Origin of the sequence: Streptomyces sp. NPDC047108 (assembly GCF_040643575.1) — a bacterium.
Lineage (GTDB): Bacteria > Actinomycetota > Actinomycetes > Streptomycetales > Streptomycetaceae > Streptomyces.
Map to the genome: position 1 here is coordinate 231,350 of NZ_JBEYUP010000001.1, position 14,995 is coordinate 246,344.

At 72.3% G+C, this 14,995-nt stretch carries 17 protein-coding genes; 3 read left to right on the forward strand and 14 right to left on the reverse strand.

Annotation, left to right across the window (positions count from 1 at the left end; translation table 11 throughout):
* Position 1: 1 nt before the first annotated feature.
* From ABZ822_RS01015 to ABZ822_RS01025, 3 genes are all read right to left on the reverse strand, one after another.
* Positions 2-751: an SDR family NAD(P)-dependent oxidoreductase gene (locus tag ABZ822_RS01015; RefSeq protein WP_360845416.1), complete on the reverse strand. Its 750-nt coding sequence runs from the start codon at positions 749-751 to the stop codon at positions 2-4.
* A gap of 120 nt (positions 752-871) precedes the next feature.
* Positions 872-1,924: a methyltransferase gene (locus ABZ822_RS01020; protein ID WP_360846899.1), complete on the reverse strand. Its 1,053-nt coding sequence runs from the start codon at positions 1,922-1,924 to the stop codon at positions 872-874.
* Between the two features lie 74 nt (positions 1,925-1,998).
* Positions 1,999-2,466 carry a DUF1772 domain-containing protein gene (locus ABZ822_RS01025; protein ID WP_360845418.1) on the reverse strand — a complete coding sequence of 156 codons (468 nt, stop codon included), beginning with the start codon at positions 2,464-2,466 and terminating at the stop codon, positions 1,999-2,001.
* Between the two features lie 247 nt (positions 2,467-2,713).
* Between ABZ822_RS01025 and ABZ822_RS01030 the strand changes: the two genes are divergently transcribed.
* Both ABZ822_RS01030 and ABZ822_RS01035 read left to right on the forward strand, forming a co-directional pair.
* A complete protein-coding gene (locus ABZ822_RS01030) occupies positions 2,714-3,160 on the forward strand; it encodes a DUF1772 domain-containing protein (RefSeq protein WP_360845420.1) in 447 nt (148 codons plus the stop codon).
* Between the two features lie 32 nt (positions 3,161-3,192).
* A complete protein-coding gene (locus ABZ822_RS01035; protein WP_360845422.1) occupies positions 3,193-3,933 on the forward strand; it encodes a SchA/CurD-like domain-containing protein in 741 nt (246 codons plus the stop codon).
* A 150-nt stretch (positions 3,934-4,083) separates the two neighbouring features.
* On the opposite strand, the gene ABZ822_RS01040 is transcribed toward ABZ822_RS01035, so the two are convergent.
* The 10 genes from ABZ822_RS01040 to fabG all read right to left on the reverse strand — a co-directional run bounded on the left by ABZ822_RS01040 (position 4,084) and on the right by fabG (position 11,410).
* A complete protein-coding gene (locus ABZ822_RS01040; RefSeq protein WP_360845424.1) occupies positions 4,084-4,518 on the reverse strand; it encodes an SCP2 sterol-binding domain-containing protein in 435 nt (144 codons plus the stop codon).
* Positions 4,519-4,538: 20 nt separating this feature from the next.
* Positions 4,539-4,862 (reverse strand): antibiotic biosynthesis monooxygenase family protein, encoded by a 324-nt coding sequence (locus ABZ822_RS01045; RefSeq protein WP_360845426.1) that lies wholly within the window; start codon positions 4,860-4,862, stop codon positions 4,539-4,541.
* Positions 4,859-5,329 (reverse strand): SRPBCC family protein, encoded by a 471-nt coding sequence (locus ABZ822_RS01050; protein ID WP_360845429.1) that lies wholly within the window; start codon positions 5,327-5,329, stop codon positions 4,859-4,861. The genes ABZ822_RS01045 and ABZ822_RS01050 overlap by 4 nt, the downstream gene beginning before the upstream one ends.
* Position 5,330: 1 nt before the next feature.
* Positions 5,331-5,585 (reverse strand): acyl carrier protein, encoded by a 255-nt coding sequence (locus ABZ822_RS01055; protein WP_360845430.1) that lies wholly within the window; start codon positions 5,583-5,585, stop codon positions 5,331-5,333.
* Between the two features lie 60 nt (positions 5,586-5,645).
* On the reverse strand, positions 5,646-6,857 hold the full coding sequence (locus ABZ822_RS01060; protein ID WP_360845432.1) for a ketosynthase chain-length factor: 1,212 nt from the start codon (positions 6,855-6,857) through the stop codon (positions 5,646-5,648).
* Complete coding sequence (locus tag ABZ822_RS01065; protein WP_360845434.1) at positions 6,854-8,119, reverse strand: beta-ketoacyl-[acyl-carrier-protein] synthase family protein; 1,266 nt, start codon at positions 8,117-8,119, stop codon at positions 6,854-6,856. Before ABZ822_RS01065 ends, ABZ822_RS01060 begins: the two co-directional genes overlap by 4 nt.
* Entirely contained in the window at positions 8,116-8,541 is a 426-nt protein-coding gene (locus tag ABZ822_RS01070; protein ID WP_360845436.1) for a cupin domain-containing protein, read from the reverse strand. The genes ABZ822_RS01065 and ABZ822_RS01070 overlap by 4 nt, the downstream gene beginning before the upstream one ends.
* Positions 8,542-8,698: 157 nt before the next feature.
* Positions 8,699-9,019, reverse strand: coding sequence for a TcmI family type II polyketide cyclase (locus ABZ822_RS01075; protein WP_360845438.1), 321 nt, complete (start codon positions 9,017-9,019; stop codon positions 8,699-8,701).
* 155 nt (positions 9,020-9,174) lie between these two features.
* Positions 9,175-10,659 (reverse strand): peptide MFS transporter, encoded by a 1,485-nt coding sequence (locus tag ABZ822_RS01080; protein ID WP_360845440.1) that lies wholly within the window; start codon positions 10,657-10,659, stop codon positions 9,175-9,177.
* Positions 10,660-10,669: 10 nt separating this feature from the next.
* Positions 10,670-11,410, reverse strand: a complete 741-nt coding sequence (gene fabG, locus ABZ822_RS01085; protein WP_360845442.1) for a 3-oxoacyl-ACP reductase FabG — start codon at positions 11,408-11,410, stop codon at positions 10,670-10,672.
* Positions 11,411-11,562: 152 nt separating this feature from the next.
* Here fabG and ABZ822_RS01090 point away from each other — a divergent pair, with 152 nt between their 5' ends.
* Positions 11,563-13,836: a multicopper oxidase family protein gene (locus ABZ822_RS01090; protein ID WP_360845444.1), complete on the forward strand. Its 2,274-nt coding sequence runs from the start codon at positions 11,563-11,565 to the stop codon at positions 13,834-13,836.
* On the opposite strand, the gene ABZ822_RS01095 is transcribed toward ABZ822_RS01090, so the two are convergent.
* Positions 13,797-14,963 carry an acyltransferase domain-containing protein gene (locus tag ABZ822_RS01095; RefSeq protein ID WP_360845446.1) on the reverse strand — a complete coding sequence of 389 codons (1,167 nt, stop codon included), beginning with the start codon at positions 14,961-14,963 and terminating at the stop codon, positions 13,797-13,799. The two genes, ABZ822_RS01090 and ABZ822_RS01095, sit on opposite strands and share 40 nt — an antisense overlap.
* Between the last annotated feature and the right edge of the window lie 32 nt (positions 14,964-14,995).

Here is a 14,995-nt window from a genome sequence, read left to right on the forward strand (position 1 = left end):
CTCAGACACCTCCGTCGACGTGCAGGGTCTCGCCGTTGACGTACGTGGACAGGTCACTGGCGAGGAAGAGGACGGCGCCGGCGATCTCGTCCGGCTGCCCGAACCGGCCCAGCGCCATCATGCGCAGATACCGCTCGTTGTACGCGGCGCGCTGCTCGTCGGTCAGCTCGTCCGGCTCGGACGTGTCGATGACGCCCGGCGCCACCACGTTGAACCGGATGCCCTTGCCGCCGAGTTCCTTGCACAGCGAGCGGGTGAGCCCGACGAGGCCCGCCTTGGACGCGGTGTAGTGGCCGCGCAGCGGGATCCCGGCCATGGCGCCGCGCGACCCGATGTTGATCACCGAGGAGCCTTCGCGCAGCATCGGCAGCGCCTTGCTGATCACCATGAAGGGGCCGGTGAGGTTGGTGGTGACGACCCGCTCCCACTCCTCGAACGGAAGCTGGGCGAACGGGATCTGGCTGATGACGCCCGCGTTGTTGACCAGGATGTCGAGCGTCTCGAAGCGGCTGCGGCACTCCGCCAGCACCGCCTCCACGCCCTCCGCCGTCCCGACGTCGGCGCGGACGAGAGCGTGGTCCCCGCCCAGCTCCTTCAGCTCTCGGGCCAGGCTGTCGGCGGCCTCACCCTCGGTGCGGTAGCAGGTCACCACCGTGGCACCGGCCTTGGCCAGGGCCAGTACGGTGGCCCGGCCGATGCCCCGGGTGCCGCCGGTGACGAGCGCGTTCTTGCCCACCAGTCGAAGTTCCATGGCTTCCTCCGTCGTATCGGGTCGCGTTCACTCGTGTCGTCGCGGTCGCGGTCGGGGTCGTCCGAGCGCGGCCGTGCGGCACCGTGGTGAAGTCCGCGTGGATGAGGGGATGAGGTCGGTTCACCGGCCGGCCGGGACGGGGCGGCACTCCAGGACCGCCCAGCGCCCGGGAACCGGATCGTTCACCAGCTCGAAGCCCGCGGTCGCCAGCAGCGCCCGCCACTGGTCCTCGCTGCGCTCGCGCCCGCCGAAGCGGACGAGCATGTCCAGGTCGAGCAGCTTGCCGCGGTCCCACTGGTTGGCGGGCCCGACGAGGAACTCGCAGATCAGCAGCCGTCCTTCGGGGCTGTTCTCCAGCGCCTCGTGGATGCGGCCGAGGATCGCCGCCGCGCGCTCGTCGTCCCAGTCGTGCAGAACGGCCTTGAGCACATAGGCGTCGTGGCCCTTCGGCAGCTCCTGGAAGAAGTCGCCGGGGACCACCCTGACGCGGTCCGCGACCCCCGCGTCACCGAACAGCTTGGGCGCCTCCTCCACCACGGCGGGGCGGTCCACGAGCGTGCCCCGTGTCTCCGGGTGGCGTGCGAGCACCTCGGAGAGGAAGAAGCCGCGCCCGCCGCCCACGTCGGCGATGCGGGCGAACCGGCCGAAGTCGTAGCCGTCGAGCAGCATCCGGGCCGTGGCCCGGCTCATGCCCGTCATCGCCCGGTCGAACAGGGCCCCCGCCTCCGGGTCCTCCTCCAGGTGCTCGAAGAACCCGTGCCCGTAGGCCTCTTCGAAGGCGGGCCGGCCCGTACGCACGGTGTGCATCAGGGAGCCGTAGGAGCGCCACAGCATCTCGGTGCCGTTGTAGAGCACCATGTCCCGCTGGCTGCCGGGCACGTCGGAGCGCAGGGCCTGGCTGAGGTCGGTGAGCGCGTACCGCCCGTCCTCCTGTTCCTCGAAGACCCCGAACGCGGCGGACACCCGCAGCACGCGCCCGAGGGAGTCCGCGTGGGTGCCGGTGCGCGCGGCCAGTTCGGGCACCTGGAGCGGGCCGGCGGCCAGCTCGTCGGCGATGCCCAGCTCGGCGAGCACATGCAGCACCCGGGATATCCGTTTGCCGTCCGTCAGCAGCAACAGCTGTACGTGGGGCGGCAGCGCGGCGGTCATCGCCGGGCCGACCACACCGGTCATGGTGTCCACACGATCTCCTAGGCCGGGAGCGGGTGTCGGTTGGTGAGAGAGGGGCCGTGAGGGGTGATGGGGCGTCATATGAGCAGCGCCGCTGCGCTGACGTTGGCGACCAGCGCCGCGACGGCCAGCGCACCCCGCACGCGGTTCCAGCGGATCCAGCGCTCGCGCGGGTCGAGCCGCTCGAAGTCGGCGGGCAGGGCCTGCGGATCGAGCGTCGCCAGCCAGCGGTTGATCGGCACGTTCTTGGTGAGCGAGACGGTCATGGCGCAGGCCAGCAGCAGGGCGGCGAGCGCGGCCAGCAGCCGTACGGCCGGGCCGTCCGCCGCTATCGTCAGGGCGACGTCGCAGAGCAGGCAGCTCAGCAGCGAGATGGGCATGAACGGGTCGAAGCGCGTGACCAGGCCCTTGTGCACCGGGACGTACATCCCGGTGGGCAGCGTGGTGAACAGCGGGGCGGCGAGCACGGAGATCGCCAGTCCGCCGGCCGCGAGCCCGCCGGCGAGCAGTGCCAACGGCATCAGTACCTGCACCAGCTCGGCCACGATTCGCCCTCCCGCCCCGGCCGCCACCCGGTGCGGCGGACCACTCCCTCGACTCTCGGAGTCGCTGGTCGAAACGGGCTCGAAGACGGCTCGATGATCAACGGCGGGGCGCCGCGGCCCTGTTGGGGGCCTGCGGCGGGCCCGCTCACCGCACGGCCGCGGGCGGTGCCGTCGAGCGCCGCTCCACAGCGAGTCGAGCAGGTGACGGCACGGTGGCGGACACACCCACCATCGACCGGGAGTCGTGATGCTTGAGGAAGTGCTGAGCGGGATCGTGCTGACCGGGACGGGGACCGTCACAGGCATCTTCGTCGCGGTCGCGGTCAGCGTGGGTCCCGCCATGTCGGCCATGGGGCGCGCCGAGTATCTGCGGGCCCACGCCCTGCTGGGCAAGGGCTACCACCCGCTGATGCCGATCCTGGTCAACGTCGTGACGCTCAGCGGATTCGCGCTCGCGTTTCTCGCCGAACCGCCGGGCAGCGTCCTGTTCCCGCTCGCCTCGGTGCTGCTCATCGGGGTGCAGGCGGTCTCGCACCTCGGCAACGTCCCGATCAACCGCTCGCTGAGCGGTCTGGCCGCCGACGGCCCCTGGGTGGACCCGCGGCCGCTGTGGCGCGCCTGGCACCGCACGCGGACGGCCCTGGCCGCGCTCGCCCTGGCCGCCGACACCGTCGCCGTGCTCGCCGCCCGCTGACCTTCGCCGCCCGCTGAAGAGGAGAAACCGCCATGCCACTGGACGCCGTCACCTATCGCGTCACGCCCGGACACGAGGAGGAACTCACCGAGGTCTTCTCACCGCACAACTTCACCCGGGTCGACTCCCCCGTGATCAAGGACGGTTCGGGCGAGACCGTGGGGATGCTGCTCGGCACGGGGCTGTTCGTCCAGGGGGACACCCTGGTCCGGGTGATCCACCACGACGGCGCCGGCGCCGCGCAGATAGCACGGCACATGTCGGTCCAGAAGGGAGTGCACGACGCGGAGCGGGCGATCCTGCCGTATCTCTCCGAGCCCCGTGACACCGAGACGCCCGAGGGGTTCCGGGAGCACTTCCACCGCAGCCTCATGACGGTGCTGGAGCAGCACAGCCCCGACGAGCGGCCCGCGGCCGGCACGGTGGCCCTGCGCTACCCGCTGCGCAAGGGCGCCGGGGAGGAGCTGGCGGCGGCCCGGGCCACGGCGAACCGGCAGGCCTCCCTGCGGCTGTCCGAGGAGCACCCGTCCATCGTCCGTACGGCGCTGTTCCTGCACGAGGACACCCTGGTGCGGGTCGTGCAGTACGACGGCCACCCGTACGACGTCGTCGGCTATCTCACGGACCGCTGCTTCGGGCAGGACGCGGAGGCGTGGCTGACGCCGTATCTGGACGGCACGGAGCGGCCCTCGCACCCGGACGCCTACCTGGCGCTCGTCCACGAGCAGGCGATGCTCTCCATCGCCCACATGTCCGTCCTGGGCGTCGACTGACCTCTCCCCCGCGCGCGTTCGTCGGGCGGGCGCCCCCGCCCGACGAACGCGCGCGGAACGCAGGAAGCGCCCGGAACGCGCGAAGCCGCCGGGAACGCGAGAGCCGCCGCCGCGCCTCACGGCACGGCGGCGGCTTCGGCGTACGCCCCGTCAGGTCTCGGGGTGATCGAACCACTCACCCAGCTTGGTGCCCATGAGCGGGCTGCCGCGCAGCTTCAGTTTGCCCGTCAGGAACGCCTTCGCGCCGGGCAGCTTCCCGACCCCCATCGCCAGCATGTCGGGGAGCTTGATCCCGATGGTGATGTCGGGGCTCTCGTGCCGGCCCTTGTCGGTGCTGCAGGTGCCCTCCTCGACCTGCACATAGTGGAGCTTCTGGCCCTCGGCGGAGGTGATGTCGAACTGGAAGACCCCCTTCTGCCCCTTGGCCTTCTCCGGGTTGAACTCCGACACCAGCAGCTCGAAGATCAGCGTCAGGGCCGCGTCCACCCCGCCCTCGCGGCCGGCGACCGCGACTTCGAGTTCCTTCGACGGTGTCGACTCGACCAGTTCGATCAGCTCGGTCACCTGTTCCTGCTGCACGCTCATGCGTGTCCCCTCCCGGTTCCTCAGGCTTCGGCCGTGGCGGCCGGTGTCAGTGCGTGGACGACCTCGAGCAACTGCATCTCCCCGCCGGCGCGGATCGCCCAGAGCTTGCGGAGATAGGCCTGCTGCTCGGGACTCTGCTCGAAGGCCCGGAAGGACGGCTCGTCCGTCCAGTCCGTCAGCACGGTGTAGCTGCCGCGCTCGCCTGCCGTGCGCAGCAGTTGCTGCCCGTGGTTGTCGGAGAAGCCGCGGACGGTCTCGGCGTGGCCGCGCCACAGCTCCTCGAACTCCGCCTCGTGCCCCTCGGTGATACGGATCCGCAGCAGCACCCGCAGTCCGGCCGTCACGGCCGGACCGCCGGCCGGTCCGCCGCAGCCTTCTCCACCAGCCCCTTGATCCGGGCCATCTCCCGGCGGGTGTTGGTGTTGAGGCGGTCGGTCATCTCCTTGTCGCCGAACGGCAGTCCGGAGCGGACCGCGAACTCCTGCCGCCAGCGCATCTCCACGCCGGCGTCGGTCTGGACGTAGGTCCACAGGAGGTTCATGAACTCGAACGGGCCGGTCTCGATACGCCGCGCCCGTACGGTCCTGGTGGCCGGGTCGGGCGTGCGCTCGGAGACCCAGTCCCAGACGGCGCCGTTCTCGTCGGGGTGCAGGGTGAGACGGAAGGTGAGGGTCGCGCCCTTGCGGTCGAGGATCTCCGCCTTGGCGTACTCGGAGAACAGCTCGGGCCAGGACTCGACGTCGTTGGTCATGTCCCAGACCAGGTCCATGGGCGCGTCGATGACGATCGCGTTGTCGGTGGAGCTCGCCATGTCAGACCGCCGCCAGGCTGGCGTTGACGTAGTCGATGACGGCCTTGGGGGAGTCCATCTCCTCGATGGCCTCGTCCGGTATCTGCAGGTCGTACTCGCGCTGTATCTGGCTCGCGATCTCCAGGACGGCGAGGGAGTCGTAGCCGATCTCGGTGAAAGTGGTGGCGAGGTCGGCCTCGGTGAGCTCCCTCCCGTCGAGCTCACCGGTGCAACGGCTCATGATCGCCTTGAGGTCGTCGAAGCTGATGGTGCTCATCTGTTCCTCCTGGGGACGGGAAAAGCGGTGCCGGCGGGGTGGTGCGAGCGATGCCGGCGGTCAGACGGACGTGAGGACCACGGCGGCGTTGAAGCCTCCGTAGCCGCGCGCGAGGACCAGAGCGGTCCGCAGACGGGCCTCGCGCGGACGGTCGGTGACCAGGTCGAGGCGGTGGACGGGGTCGGGGCGCGCGTTGACCGAGGGCGGGATCACCTGGTCGCGCAGGGCGAGCACGGCGGCGGCGACGTCGAGCGGCGCGCCACCCGCGTAGAGCCGTCCCGTCATCGTCTTGGGCACGGAGACCGGGACGCCGTCCGGCCCGAACAGCGCCGTGATGGCCTCGGCCTCCTGCCGGTCCAGCTCCGGCACCCCGTGGCCGTCGGCGAAGACGACGTCGACGGCGTCGGGCCTCACCCCGGCGTCGGCGAGGGCCAGTTCGGCCGCGCGCCGCAGGCCGGGCGGCCGCCCTGAGTCGGGATGCGGGTCGAACGTGGCCGCGTAGCCCGCGATCTCGCCGTAGATCCGCTCGGCCCCGCGGGCGCGCGCGTCGTCGTGGCTCTCCACGACGAGGATCGCGCCGCCTTCCCCCGGCACGTAGCCGCTCGCCTCCGGGTCGAAGGGTACGAACGCGCGGTCGGGCCGCAGCTCCTCGCTGAGCCGGCCGCCCGCGAGCTGGCAGACCAGCCCGTACGGGGACAGGGAGGCGTCGGTGCCGCCGGAGACGACCAGTCGCGTGCCCTTGGCGAGGACCCTCCTGGCCTGCGCCAGAACGTCCAGGCCGCCGGCCTGCTCGGAGCACAGCACGCCGCAGGGGCCGCGCATGCCGTGCCGGATGGACAGCTGCCCGGTGGTGGCCGCGTAGAACCAGGCGATGGACATGTAGGCGCCCACGGCCTGCGGGCCTTCGGTGTAGAGCTTCTGCAGCTCGCGCTGGCCGAACTCCACACCGCCGGAGGAGTTGGCGGTGATGACCGCCATCTCCAGGTCGCTCATCCGGTCCGGCTCCACGACGGCATCGGCCAGGGCCTCGTTCGTGGCGCCGAACGCGTACTGCGTCATGGCGTCGGTCTCGCTGACCAGCCGCTGGGGTGCGTGGTCGGCGGGGTCGAAGCCGGTGGCCTCGCCGGCGACCTGCACGGGATACCGGGACGGGTCGAACCGGCTGATCCGGCCGAGCCCCGACTTCCCGTCCAGCGTCGCCTGCCACCACGCCTCGCGGTCCAGGCCGTTGGGCGCCACGACGCCCACGCCGGTGATGACGGACGCGGTCATCGGATCCTCCTCGGTGATGTGAGCACCACCGCGCTCTGGAAGCCGCCGAAGCCGCTGCCCACGCTGAGGACGACGTCCAGTTCGGCCTCGCGCGCCGTGCCCGGCACGTAGTCGAGGTCGCACTCGGGGTCGCGCTCCTCGTAGTTGGCGGTGGGCGGGATCGTGCCGCGGTCCATGGCCAGCGCGCTGGCGGCGATCTCGATGGAGCCGATCGAGCCGAGCGAGTGCCCGACCATGGACTTGATCGAGCTGACCGGGATCCGGTACGCGTGCTCGCCGAGGCTGCGCTTGTACGCGGCGGTCTCGTGGCGGTCGTTCTGCTTGGTGCCGGAGCCGTGGGCGTTGGCGTAGTCGATCTCGTCGGGGTTGATCCGGGCCTCGTCGAGCGCGGCGGTGATCGCCTCGCCCATCTCCCGCCCGTCCGGGCGCAGTCCGGTCATGTGGTAGCCGTTGGCGCGGGCGGAGTAGCCGGCGACCTCGCAGTAGATACGGGCGCCGCGCCGCCGGGCGTGCTCCAGCTCCTCGATCACGAAGACCGCGGAACCCTCGCCGAGGACCAGCCCGTTGCGTCGCCGGTCGAACGGGCGGCAGGCGTGCTCGGGGTCGTCGTTGCTGGTGGAGGAGGCCCGCAGGGTGTCGAAGCAGGACACGGTGATCGGATAGATCGGGGCGTCCGTGGCTCCGGCCACCATCACCTCGGCCGAACCCTCGCGGATCAGGTCGACGGCGTACCCGACCGCGTCGATGCCCGCGCAGCAGCCGGAGCTGACGACGGTCGCGGGACCCTCGGCCCCCGCGGCCCACGCCACCTCGGTCGCCAGGGAGCTGGACATCACGTACGAGTAGAGGTGCGGCACCATGTAGCCCTGATCGACCAGCCACCGGCGGCCGTTGTCGCTGACGGTGCGGTACTCCTGCTCCATGGAGATGGCGTTGCCGACGCCGTTGCCGACGCTGACGCCGATGCGGTGCGGGTCCTCCGCGTCGAGGTCGATGCCGCTGTCGGCGACGGCCTCGCGGGCGGCGACGATCGCGAACTGTCCGGCCCGGTCGGTGCGCGCGATCTCCTGGTACGACAGGCCGTTCCGCTCCGGGTCGAAGTCGCACTCGGCCCCGATCCGGCTGCGGAACGGCGACGGGTCGAAGAGCGTGATGCGCCGGGTCGCCGTACGGCCCTTGACGATCATCTCCCAGAAGTTCTCGCGGCCCGGCTGCCCGGGGGCGACGACACCGATGCCGGTGATCACCGCGCGTGCGGTCATCGCACGTCCCCCACTTCGGGCAGGGTGCCCTCCCCCGGCAGCGGCTCGCAGTCCACGTGCCCGAGTTCGGGGCGCGGGGCCAGAGGGCTGAGGAAGAACGCGACGAACGCCTGCTCGGTGCCGGGGTTCTCGATGCGGTGGCGCACGCCGATCGGGACCATGAAGGACTCGCCCGGCTCCAGCACCACCTCCCGGCCCTCGACCCGCAGCAGGATCCGCCCGCGGATGGTGTGGAAGAACTCCTCGGAGTAGGGGTGGTAGTGCTCGGAGACGAACTCTCCGGGCTCCAGCGTGCCCACGCCCATGAACCCCGAGGTGGCTCCGCAGGTCTTGGGGCTGAGCAGGACACGCAGGTCGCCGCCGCGCTTGCGGTTCGGCTCCACGTCGTCGATGGCGACCTTGGTCAGGTCGGAGGTCTGCATAGGTGCTCCACAGGTGGGGACGGAAATACCGGGGACGGAGTGCGGCGGACCGGCGGACTCGGTGGTCCGGATGCGGCCGGACAGGGCCTGGGGCCCGATGCGCCTTACAGGGCCTGGGGCCTGATGGGCCGGACAGGGCCTGATGAGGCCGGCGGGTTCAGGGCGTCCAGCTGTAGAAGGCCTCGGCCATGGAGTCCTTCGGCTCGCGCCACGACGGGTCGTACGGCGTCATGAACTCCTGCAGCCGGGTGTTGATGTCCTGGTAGAGCGGGTGGCTGCGGGCCTTGTAGAGATCGCCGTTGATGGGCGCCTCCGCCTCGACGAGGTGGAAGTACAGCCCGTGGAAGCGGAAGAGCGTGCGCCGCTGGACGCCGATCATGTGCGGCAGATCGGTCGCGTCGGACTCGGCGAAGAGCGCGGCCACCTTGTCCGCGTCGTCGGGGTCCATCCGCGCCACGATGAGGGTGCGGTGCGCCATGGAGACTCCTTCGGGTAAGGCCCGGAGCGGTCGGGCAGGACGGACGGCCGTGGCGCCCGTGAGCGGACGGGTGCCGTGCCCGGAAGCGGTCGGGCGGCTGTCCGAATGCGATGCTGGCCCGCAGGACTTGAGACCTCGTCCAGGGCAGCTCGACGTCAGATTCGTGCCGTTCTGCGGCGGAGTAAAAGGGCGGTAAAGGCCGCTGCTGCGGCGAATCCCGCCAGGTAGATCCAGAGCGGCAGGACGCCCACGAGATGCGACAACTGCCCGCCGACACCGGCTCCCAGGGCCGCCCCGAGATAGAAGAGCCCCATCATCCGGCTGCCATGCCCTTCGGGCGTCGACTCCGCCGTGGTGCTCAGCCCGACGGGCCCGAAGACGAGCTCGCCGCACGTCATGCACAGGAAGGCGCCGAGCAGCCACAGGGCGGAGACGAGGGTGTTCCCGTCCGCGGCGAACCACGCCCCGGTGGCCAGGACGGCGAAGCCGCCCCCGGCGCACAGCAGTCCCGAGGAGAACTTCTGCACCACCCCGGCGCGTGCCCCGATCCGCAGCCACAGCCAGGCGAACAGCGGCGCCAGGAGCAGCAGGAAGAGCGGGTGCGCCGACTGGAACCAGCTCGCGGGCACGGTGAACCCGGCGATCCCGCGGTCCGTGTGCTCCCGCGCGAACAGGCTGAAGACGGAGCCCAGTTGGCCGTACATGGCCCAGAACAGCACCGAGGGCACGAAGATGCGCCGGTAGCCGCGGATCCGCGCGCGCTCCGCCTCGTCCAGCTCCGCGCCGCGCAGCAGCCGCCGGAAGTACCAGACAGGCGCCACCAGTGACGCCAGCCCGCACAGGGCCAGGACCGGCCGCAGCGGCAGGCCGCCCGCGACGGCGACACCGGCCCCCAGCAGCACGGCCACCGCAAGGGCGGCCCAGGCGCGGCGGATCAGGCGGCGCAGCGCGTCGGGCGGAAGGGGGCGGCTGGGGCCGGTCGCCGCGCCGCGCAGCGACGAGGCGCCGTGCAGGTACTGGAGGACGCCGAAGGCCATGCCGACGGCAGCGGCGCCGAACCCCAGGTGCCAGTCGACGCGTTCCCCCAGGGCGCCGGTGACGAGCGGGCCGACCAGGGCGCTGACCTGGATGCTCATGTAGAACAGCGAGAACGCCGCCTGCCGCCGGCTGCTGCTCGCCCCCGGGTTCATCTGGTCGAACATCACGGGCAGGTTGGGCTTGAGCAGCCCGGTGCCGCAGGCCACCAGGACCAGGCCCAGATAGAACGTGGCATGGGCGGGCACCGCCATGGAGAGGTGGCCGGCCATGATGACGAGGGCGCCGCAGAGCATGGCCCGGTGGGTGCCCAGCACCCGGTCCCCGAGCCAGCCGCCGGGCATGGCGGCCAGGAACGACGCGGAGATGTAGAGGCCGAAGAGGGCGCCCGCCGTGCCGTCGGAGAGCCCGAGGCCTCCCTCGGAGGCGGGCGCGGTCGCGTAGAGGAAGAGCAGCGCCTGCATGCCGTAGAAGCTGAAGCGCTCCCACATGTCGGTCATGAACAGGGTGGAGAACCAGCGCTCCCGGAACATCGACCGCAGCGGCCTGCCGGGATCGTCCTGAACGGTGGCGGGTCGCGCGGCCGCCGTGCTGCCGGAGGTCATGACGCCCTCCTCACAGCGCGATCCCGCCGTCGATCTGCACCACTTGACCGGTGATGTAGTCGGCGGCGTCGGAGACCAGGAACGCGACGAGTTCGGCGACGGACTCCGCGCTGCCGAAGCGGCCCATGGCGATCTTGCCCAGGGCGGCCTCCCGCGCCTTGGCCGTCATGCCGTCGAGCATCTCGGTCTCGATGAAACCGGGCGCGACCGCGTTGACCCGCACGCCGTAGGGCGCGACCTCCTTGGCCAGGGCGCGGGTGAGGCCGTTCAACCCGCCCTTGGCGGCGGCGTAGTTGGTCTGGCCCGCGTTGCCGTACACCCCGATGACCGAGGAGACGTTGACCAGTGCCCCGGCCCTGCGGGTGAGCAGGCCGCGTACGACGGCGCGGCAGACGTTGAACGTACCGTCCAGGCTGGTGCCGACCACGGCCTGCCAGTCCTTGGCGGCCATCAGCGCCATCGGCCGGTCCCGGAGCACACCCGCGGAGTTGACCACCGCATAGGCCGGGCCGAGCTTCTCCTCCGCCTCACCGACGAAGGTGCGGACTGCCTCGGCGTCGGTGACGTCGCAGACCACGTGGTGGGCCCGCGCACCGGCCTCGCCGATCAACCGTGCGGTCTCCAGGGCGGCTTCGTCCGCCGACCGCGAGCAGAAGCCGATGGCGTACCCCGCCCGCGCCAGCCGGACCGCGACCGCGCGGCCGATGCCCCGCGATCCGCCGGTCACCAGCGCACTGCGCCTTTGCTGCATCTCGTGTCCCCTCCCACGTGCACGGCAGGGCCGGGGCGGCGTGCTCCGGCCGAGCGCGAGCATCGTCCAGCCGCCTCGAGGGAGACTCGAAGGAGTGGCATGGACCGGCATCCTCGAGGGATGCTCGAAGGAGACCCGCCAGGCTGTCGCCCATGGTGGAGAACCTCTTCGAACAGAACATCCTCTGGGCCGTGTTGACGGCCGTCTTATGGGGATTCGCGGCCCGCGGGGCGCGACGGCTGGCGACCCGGCCCACCGCGGCTGCCCTCCGGCGCAGGGCCCTGCTCGGTCTGATCCTGCTGAGCTGCGCGCTGCTGGCGCTGGCTCTGCGGGCCGGCCTGGCGCTCGCTCTCGCCGGTGCCGCCGGGTGGCTCGGGGCGGCCGACTACGTGCTGTTCGGGGCGCTGCCGCCGGTGCTCGCGGGCGTCGCCGTGGCATCTCTGGCCGTGCCCGCGTACGTACGGGTGTGGCGCGCGGCACGGAGCGCGGCGGCGGACCGACCGGACGCGCCCGCGCCGGACACCGGGGACGCCGTCGCGCGTCCCGGTCTGCCCGAACTGCGGGCCCTGGCCTCACGGACCCGCCTGATGGTCCCCGTGCAGTCCGGATGGGTCGCCACCCTGCTGGGCGCCGCGTACACCCTGCACCCGCCCACACCCCCGTACCTGGGCATGGTCCTGGTGGAACTCGCCCTGCTGGGCGCCGCGTCGGGGGCCCTGCTGCTGCTCCAGCAGCGCCGCCGCCCCGCTCTCACCGCCCCGGACTGGCGGCCCCCGTCCCGACCGGGACGCCTGCTGCGTGCCACCGCCGTGGTGACCGGTCTGGCGGTGCTGACCGTCGGCGGCTGCTCCCTGGTGGCCGAACAGAGCCGTCTGCCGGGCCGGATGGGCGAGTCGGGGCACGAGCACTCCTACGACACCGGAGGCGGCGCGTCCGCCGGCCGGGCCGCCGCTCGCACCGTCGACGACCTCACCGGTGACCGCGAGGGCGAGCCGGACCGGCGCTTCACCCTGACCGCGACGGACCGCACGGTGCGCCTGGCGTCGGGCGAGAAGGTGGCGGCCCTCGCCTTCAACGGGCAGCTCCCCGGGCCCGAACTGCGCGTGCGCCGCGGCGAACTGGTCGAGGTGGTCCTGGTCAACCAGGACGTGAAGGACGGCGTCACCCTCCACTGGCACGGCGTCGACGTCCCCAACGCCGAGGACGGCGTCGCCGGGGTCACCCAGGACGCCGTGCGTCCCAGCGAGCGCCACGTGTACCGCTTCCGTCCGGACCGGGCGGGCACCTTCTGGTACCACTCGCACCAGCAGTCCAGCAGCACGGTGGCCCGCGGCCTGTTCGGGTCGCTGGTGGTGGAGGAGCCCGACGGGGGCGACCCGGAGGTACTGGACCGCACCGTCGTGGCGCACGCCTGGACCGTCGGGGGTGCGAAGCCCGCCGCGGGACCGCCCCGCGGAGGCGGAGGCGGGGGCGGTGGGGGCGGAGGCGCGCTGAGCGGCGTCAACGGCGCCGGCGGCACCCTGCGGACCGCCTTCGGCGACGACACCAGGACGCGGAAGGAGTCGGTGAAGGCCGGCACCGAAGTGCGGCTGCGCCTGGTGAACGCCGACAACTGCCCCCGCACGTACTCGCTCGCCGGAACTCCCTTCAAGGTCGCGGCCATCGACGGCAACGACGTGAACGAGCCGACGGACCTGCGGGACCGGCGGCTGCGGATCGCGGGCGGCGGACGGTACGACGTCACCTTCCGCCAGCCAGCAGGGCCGGTCCATCTGACCGTCGTCGGGGACGCCAACGCCTCCACCGCCAGCCACGGCTTCGAGGGCTGCGGCGAGGACGGCGCCTACGGAGCGGGCCGCGCCGAGACGGCGTCCCTGCTCCTGGCACCGGACCCGGCCACCGGCGAGCAGCCCCCTGCCGTCACCGGCCCGCTGTTCGACCCGCTGCACTACGGCTCGCGCGGCACCGCCCCGTTCGGCAGCTCACCGCGCTTCGACCGGGACTTCCATCTCGTCCTCGGCAACAGCTTCGGCTTCTTCGACGGCCGGCCCATGGTGCTGTGGACCATCAACAACGCGGTCTACCCGGACATCCCGGCCCTCCTGGTCAAGGAGGGCGACCTCGTCCGCACCACGTTCGTCAACCGGAGTCTGGACGACCACCCCATGCATCTGCACGGCCATCGCATGCTCGTCCTCTCCAAGGACGGCAGGAAGGCGACCGGCAGCCCATGGTGGACCGACACCCTCAACGTCGCACCGGGCGAACGCTACGAAGTGGCCTTCCGCGCCGACAACCCCGGTCTGTGGATGGACCATTGCCACAACCTCGACCACGCGCGGGACGGCATGGTGCTGCACCTCGCCTACGACGGCGTATCGAGCCCCTATGAGGCGGGGAGGTCCACCGGCAACCTCCCGGAGTGATCCGGGCCCGGGGTTCCCGCGACCGGGCCCGGAGTTCCCGCGACCGTGGCCGAGGCTCCGGCCGCCGGGCCCGGCGTTCCCGCCGGGCGCGCCGACCGGGCCGGCAGATCCGCCGCTCCGGTCGGGGCACCCTCCCGCGCGGGCAGCGCCCCCTCCCTGAGCAGACGCTCGCGCACCGCCCGCACACTCCGCCGGTCCGCCTCGGGTCCCATGGCCCGGGGCGGCAGCGCGGGCACCACCGCGCTGCGCCCCGAGCGCACCGCCTCGTGTCCCCGCGCCAGCACCGTGAGGCTCTGCGAGGGCCCGGCCTCGACCAGCAGACGGTCGCCGTCGCGCAGCACCCGGTCGAGCGTCGGCCGGAACAGCACCGGCGCCGTCGGCTGCACCGCCCAGAAGGCGGGGCGGACGGCCTCCGCCGGGCTCAACAGCCCCGCGGTGTAGGCGGAGTAGAGGGGCGTGCGCGGCGCGGCGAGCCGCATCGTGGCGACGAGCGCCTCGGTCTCCGGCACCAGCGGTGCCAGGGCGGGGCTGTGGTACGGCGTACGGGAGGCGAGCCGGCGGAAGGTCCTGCCGTCCGCGACGAGCCGCTCCGCGACCGCGCGCAGCGGCTCATCGGGCCCCGACAGCACCGTGTGGCGCGGGGCGTTGACGGCACCCACCACCACGCCGTCGCCCAGGTAAACCGACAGCTCGTGTTCCGCGGCCGCCACGGCGAGCATCCCGCCCCCCGGTGTCGCGCCCTGCATCCGCACCCGTGCCCACAGCAGCCGCACGGCGTCCTCCAGGCGGAACACCCCGGCGAGCACGGCAGCGGCGAACTCGCCCATGCTGTGGCCGAGATACGCGGCCGGCCGCACGCCCCAGCTCTCCACCAGCCGCCCCATCGCGTAGTCCACGGCGAACAGCAGCGGCGCCGAACGGCTGTCGGCGTCCATCGGCTCGAAGGGAGCCTCCGCCAGCCAGTCGGCGCGCACGGCCTCGCCCTCGGCACCGAGTGCGTCCAGCACCGCGTCGACGGCGTCGGTGAAGACGGGCTCGTGTCCGTAGAGGCCGGCCGCCATCTGCGCGTGCTGGGCGCCGGTGCCGGGGAACATCAGGACCACGGAACGGTGCTGGGGACACGTCATGGCGCGAGCGTGGACGGCCCGGGTCGAGCCGC